Origin of the sequence: Dolichospermum planctonicum, from assembly GCF_005402965.1 — a bacterium.
Classification (GTDB): domain Bacteria; phylum Cyanobacteriota; class Cyanobacteriia; order Cyanobacteriales; family Nostocaceae; genus Dolichospermum; species Dolichospermum planctonicum.
Genome location: NZ_BJCF01000092.1, coordinates 1 through 5,611, shown reverse-complemented (window position 1 = coordinate 5,611; position 5,611 = coordinate 1). Strand labels below are relative to the sequence as shown.

General features: G+C 38.8%; 5 protein-coding genes. All 5 read right to left on the bottom strand.

All coding sequences use genetic code 11. From position 1 onward, the window contains the following. Positions 1-495 (bottom strand): RNA-guided endonuclease IscB (gene iscB, locus FFO06_RS20460; RefSeq protein ID WP_201275504.1); only part of this gene is annotated, 495 nt, incomplete at its 3' end. A gap of 237 nt (positions 496-732) precedes the next feature. Further along, a complete protein-coding gene (locus tag FFO06_RS20455; protein ID WP_137909677.1) occupies positions 733-2,112 on the bottom strand; it encodes a cation:proton antiporter in 1,380 nt (459 codons plus the stop codon). 50 nt (positions 2,113-2,162) lie between these two features. After that, positions 2,163-2,807 carry an Eco29kI family restriction endonuclease gene (locus FFO06_RS20450; RefSeq protein WP_137909676.1) on the bottom strand — a complete coding sequence of 215 codons (645 nt, stop codon included), beginning with the start codon at positions 2,805-2,807 and terminating at the stop codon, positions 2,163-2,165. 12 nt (positions 2,808-2,819) lie between these two features. Beyond that, positions 2,820-4,028, bottom strand: coding sequence for a DNA cytosine methyltransferase (locus tag FFO06_RS20445; protein WP_137909675.1), 1,209 nt, complete (start codon positions 4,026-4,028; stop codon positions 2,820-2,822). A 144-nt stretch (positions 4,029-4,172) separates the two neighbouring features. Next, positions 4,173-5,611: type IIL restriction-modification enzyme MmeI (locus FFO06_RS21265; RefSeq protein ID WP_162501218.1), on the bottom strand; the 1,439-nt coding region annotated here is incomplete at its 5' end.

Here is a 5,611-nt window from a genome sequence, read left to right as displayed (position 1 = left end):
TAACTGCATATCAAACCTGACTAATTCTTGACTAATAGCCTGAATTGGTGCAAGTTTACGCAATCTTTCAACCCAAGTTTTAATATTATCAACTCGACTTTGTAGGCTCGGTGCTAACCATCCTTCTAGACGGGTTCTATTCAAAAACCTTGGTTGTCTGTAACGAGTTTTTCTTGCACGTCTAGAACGTCTTAATTGCCTTCTAGAAGTTAAAGCATCTCTAATTGCAAAGCCTCTATGTTTTAATTCAGCAGCAAATACAACTTCGCCAGTTGAATCATTAACTAATACCATTCCCGTGAACTTTGCACCAGGGTCAATCTTTAGCTTTAGCGACGATACTGGTGAGTCAGGACGCGATTTTTTGAGAATAATTGTGAACGGAAACTGTCTAAATATTGCTGCTTTTTTGCTTCTTAGTAGTTGTCTAGCTTGCGCTGAATGAATTGGGTTTAATGGCGTGAAGTTGGTATCTAAAACAAATACTTTGGACATATTGTCCCTCCTTGCGGGTAATGTTAGCCTAGACAAAGATTTAAAGGCTTTTTACGCTAACAGCACTGGATTAACCCAATAAGCCTGTTTAACTGTTAACCTCAGATCTACAAACTGGCTGCGTATTTGTAGGTGAGATGACCTGAAAATCGTAGTGATTTAACACTTAGTCGGGTAAACTCTGGGCTTTAAAAGCCCCCACTTACCCAAAGGGAAGTGGTGGGTAATTTACTCCTGCTATAATAATTTTTCCGATTTACTGTCTAAATTGACTGTAGTGTTTGATTCTGGAAATACGATTCTTAACAGGGGAGGAGCGATAAATGTGGTAATAATCACCATCATAATAATTGCCGCCCCTAGTGGTTTGGAAAGGACACCACTAGCAGCACCTACACCAGCAAATACTAAACCTACTTCACCCCTGGGAATCATTCCTACACCAATAGCCAAGCGATTAATTCCCGGTTGACCAAATACTGTTAGCCCTGTCACCACTTTACCAATAATGGCGACAGTAATCAGGAAAGTTGCCATGATTAAGGCTTCTTGATTTGTGGGAATAGCTGGGTTTAAGACTCCCAAATCAGTTTTTGCTCCCACAGTCACAAAGAAAACTGGAACTAGCATATCCGCAATGGGGATAACTTGCTTTTGTAATTCCTTGCGTTTGTCCGTTTCTTCGAGAACTAAACCAGCAGCAAAAGCTCCCAGAATTGCCTCTAAATGGATGACAGAGGCTAGGTAAGACATGATAATGGCAAAAATGAAGGCCGGGATGACTAATTCCCCTCTAGTTTTAAGTTTATCAGCGATCGCCACAAAGGATTTATTAAATACATTACCAAAAACTACCGCCCCAATCAAAAAAGCACTGGCGCTAATAATTAAATAAACCACATTACCGACATCAACCGCCCCATCTTTAGCTAAACTAGCAACCACAGCCAGCACGATAATTCCCAAAACATCATCAATAACCGCAGCACCCAGGATAATCTGTCCCTCCTTAGAATTTAAGCGACCTATTTCCGAAAGCACTTTAGACGTAATTCCAATACTAGTTGCAGTTAAAGCCGCACCAGCGAAAATAGCAGGTATAGCACTAACACCAAATATTGTCATTAACCCCACAGTTCCCGCAGCAAAGGGAACTATCACCCCCACGGTAGCCACAACAAAAGCCTGAATACCCACGGCCATAAGGTCTTTGAGATTAGACTCTAAGCCAATTTCAAACAAGAGGATAATCACACCCAATTCTGATAAAACCGAAATCACCTCAGACTGGGCTGCAAATACCTGTGGTGTCGCTTCTGGGCTTAACCCAGCGGTGATTTGCAAAAAGGACATAATCAAAGAATTAGCAGCGTCTGTACCACCTTCAGGGAATATCAACAAATGGAGTACAGAGACACCGATAACCACACCCCCGACAAGTTCACCTAAAACCGCCGGTAAACCGATTTTGTTGGATAATTCCCCCCCCACCTTGCTGGCAAAGTAAATCACGACTAAACTCAATAGTACGGCCGCTAATACCATGGAACTATCTGCTGTTTCTGTGGCTGTAGCCAATAAGGGAACGTTAAAGTTGATTTCCATGAAAAACTGTATTGGTTATACAAAGATCCTTTTCTTTATTTTTACCTGTTTTTGGTGGTAATTTATTCATATCTATTTTCACCTAAACACGGGCATCCCAAATGCACACAAAGATTTTGACAGTGTTTATATACCTGGGGCTGTAAACTAGAAATGGTAACGGGATTAGACAGTAAAGCTGTAGCAAAGGATCTGCCTGAGTGTATTTCATCCCATAGCGATCGCATTTGTAAACCCCTTCCTTTACCGGGTGCATGAATGCCAAAACCAGAAATAATACTACACCAAACAGGCTGAAAATGCCGAATCAGCACCGATTCACCCCAAGCAACTAAATCCACAGCCATTGCTACCACTGTAAAGTGAAAATCTGCAACATCAAGATTGTTAGTTTGACGAATAGAATTTCTATGTTCTCTCAAACGACCAATTAAACCCCCTGTAATAGTTCTTTGTCCAGTTCGCTTCCCTGAATTTTCCGCTTTACCAATGTAAATTGGTAGACAACAAGAATTTTGATTTGCGTAAGTTATAGCTGAGTAAAGGGGAAATTCTCCCCGGTAATAAAGTAAGTAAACACCAACATAACCAGCTAACTCTTCTTTAAGTTCATCCAGTTCAGCGAGAGGATAACAATGCTGTCTAGTCTGAAACTCAATTAATTGCTCACGCAGTGTTGGAGGTGCTTGAAAAACTTCTAATGGCATGATCAATTTTAACTAGACAGATGTTTTAATTTTCACGCAACATTGAACTTCTTGTAAATGGGTGCGGATGCTAGTAGCAATAGTATAGGCCAGGGTAACAGGTACAGCATTACCAATTTGACGCATTGACTCACCCCAAGCACCGGGGAAGTAGTAATCATCAGGGAAAGTTTGCAATCTTGCAGCCTCACGCACCGTAAAATAGCGGACTTGTCCATCAGGGAAAGCAAGCATATTCTCACCACCAGGAACACCATGCACACCTGCTTTCAGGGTTTTGGCTGGTTTATACCAAGAACTACCTGTATGACCGGGATAGCTTTTAGCACCGGGAATGTAGATATGATTAGGAATTTCTGCTGCTAAATTAGTGTTTTCAGGTGGTGGTAAGTCAGTTATTGCATCCCTAACAGTCTGCCAGGGAGAAGTTATACTAGCCAGTAAACTCGCCCCTTTCCGTTGGTAGCTACTGCGTATTTTTATGGGCATTTCTGGACGGTATAAGTTAGCAATACCGTGACGTTCCCAGTATTCACCCGTCACCCATTGATCCCAAATCAGCGCCTCTTCTGTATGGGTTGGTTCAGGAAAAGACCAGTTAGCTTGTAAATCTGAACGGAAACCCACAATAAAAACTCGCTCACGTTTTTGTGGAACTCCATAATTAGCTGCATTTAATAACTGCCACTTTACCCGATAACTAAGTTCATCCTTGATATTACTACGCTGATGTTCCTCAAGTCTGACTAAATGATCAGCCCAAGATTCATCAGTGTGGGGTTGCAATTCAGGATGATTTAACTGTAAAATAATATACTCAAAATAATTAATAAAATTAGGTCGCACTAAACCACGGACATTTTCAATTAAAAAAGCTTTGGGACGTAATTCCCGCACAGCCCGTAAAAATTCGGGAAACATATCCCGTTTATCTAAATAACCATGATGGTTACCACCAATGGAAAAAGGTTGACAAGGTGGACCACCTGCTAAAAGGTCTATTTCTCCTCTGATATTAGAGTAGTTAAAATCAGCTACGTCTATTTGATGGATACACCAGTCGCTTACAAGTTGCATCCCTCGCTGCTGATTTTCACGAATGGTATGACAACTATGTTTATCTCGCTCCACAAGCGCTTGATGATCAAAGCCAGCGCGAGTGCATCCCATTGCTAAACCTCCAGCACCCGTAAATAACTCTAGTGATTTGAATTTAGACATAATAACAAGATAAGTAGGTTGGCGTTAAAAATTGTCGTTATACTGAGGGAACAGGGAACTCTTAACTGGGAACAGAAAAGAGGTTTCGGGTAACTTTACTTTTCGTTACTTATGTCGGTTTTTTTCCGTTCACCTATTTACATACTAATTTTGTATTTCTGGTCCAATAATTTTAATTCCCTGTTTTTCTTTTTCAGCTAATTCTAAATTTAATAACAGCAGTCTTTCTAAAATATCATCTTCTGGGTTGAATTGATAAGCTGACATTACCAGTTTATCCAGTTGTTGATGTAGTTTATAAAGTTGACTACTCGGTTCGGTGAAAAATTTATTATATAATGTAGTAATTCCCCATTGTTTGGTTTCCATTTGTTGACTACGATATTCATGTAGTTCTTCTGTTTTAGTGCGAATTTGTTGGACTATTTTTATATCTACTGTTTGCGGAAAGGGGAAGGTTTCAAAACAAGTGTTGTGAGTGTAACGAGTTCTATCTTCTAAAGTTGAACTTTGCGCTTTTACCCAAACACGATGTACGTTAGATGTGAGAATACCAAGGATATAAAAATCATCTGATGCTATAACTGTTGTTGAGTCTGCTGGTAGCCAATCAGATTTTCCGGGAATAAAAATGAACCATTTAGAATGTCTTGGAACAACGAAATAACAAGATATATTTTTAATTGCTTTTCTCATTCCCGGACGCTTTTCACCATATTGCCACCAGTTAAGTTTAGTTACTTCTCTTCTATTGTTTTCTCTTTCTATTTTAACAGTGTTTTGAATGTGTGCGAAAATTATTTCATAATCACTCGCTTCTTCTAGTGTCATATCATTAAAATCAATAATCCAACGACTAGGAATTCCATTAGGTTTATCAGTTAAATCTGCACCAGATAATAATAATTTAAGTAATACTTTGTTTTTTGATTCAACTTGAATCCATTTATTTACCTGTGTTTCAGTTACAATAAAACCCTTGCCACTAGGCTGAATTCCTTTAAATGAGTAATCTAAATTGCTTTGAAGTCGAATAGCTATAGAAACATCTATAGTTGATTGAAGAGAAGAACTTATTGATCTAACTGTTTGATTATTCAAATAACATACTTGTGGTTTTTGATAGCACCAATTAACTATACTAACATGAACTTTTGCATCACCTGACCAAACTTGAGATGAAATAGCATTATGAATAATACCACTATTTTGAGTAATATAATCTAGTCCGGCTCTACGAGTATTTCCTTGACTAATAGTATTTGTACCAACTAAACCTACTCTACCTTTTGCATTAATATATTCATGTGATAACCGTAACCAATAACTGCAAAAATCTACCTTATCTTTGACTTCTGGAAATTTGCTAAAAATTTTTTCAGCATAATCATCACCTAAATTTTGCCTTATTCTATGTCCACCTAAAAACGGTGGATTTCCAATAATAGCATCAGCTTTGACCCATTCACTAAACAAAGCATCTTGACAAACAATATTATGATCCAAAGTATCCAAAGGTAAAGCAGGTTCAGTCAAACATAAATCATCAATCGCAATTTTCCGCGCTATCATCAAAGTTACCC

Coding starts and splice junctions, on each gene's coding strand:
- FFO06_RS20445 (WP_137909675.1), bottom strand. CDS start 4,028: ATGTCTAAATTCAAATCACTAGAGTTATTTACGGGTGCTGGAGGTTTA.
- FFO06_RS20450 (WP_137909676.1), bottom strand. CDS start 2,807: ATGCCATTAGAAGTTTTTCAAGCACCTCCAACACTGCGTGAGCAATTA.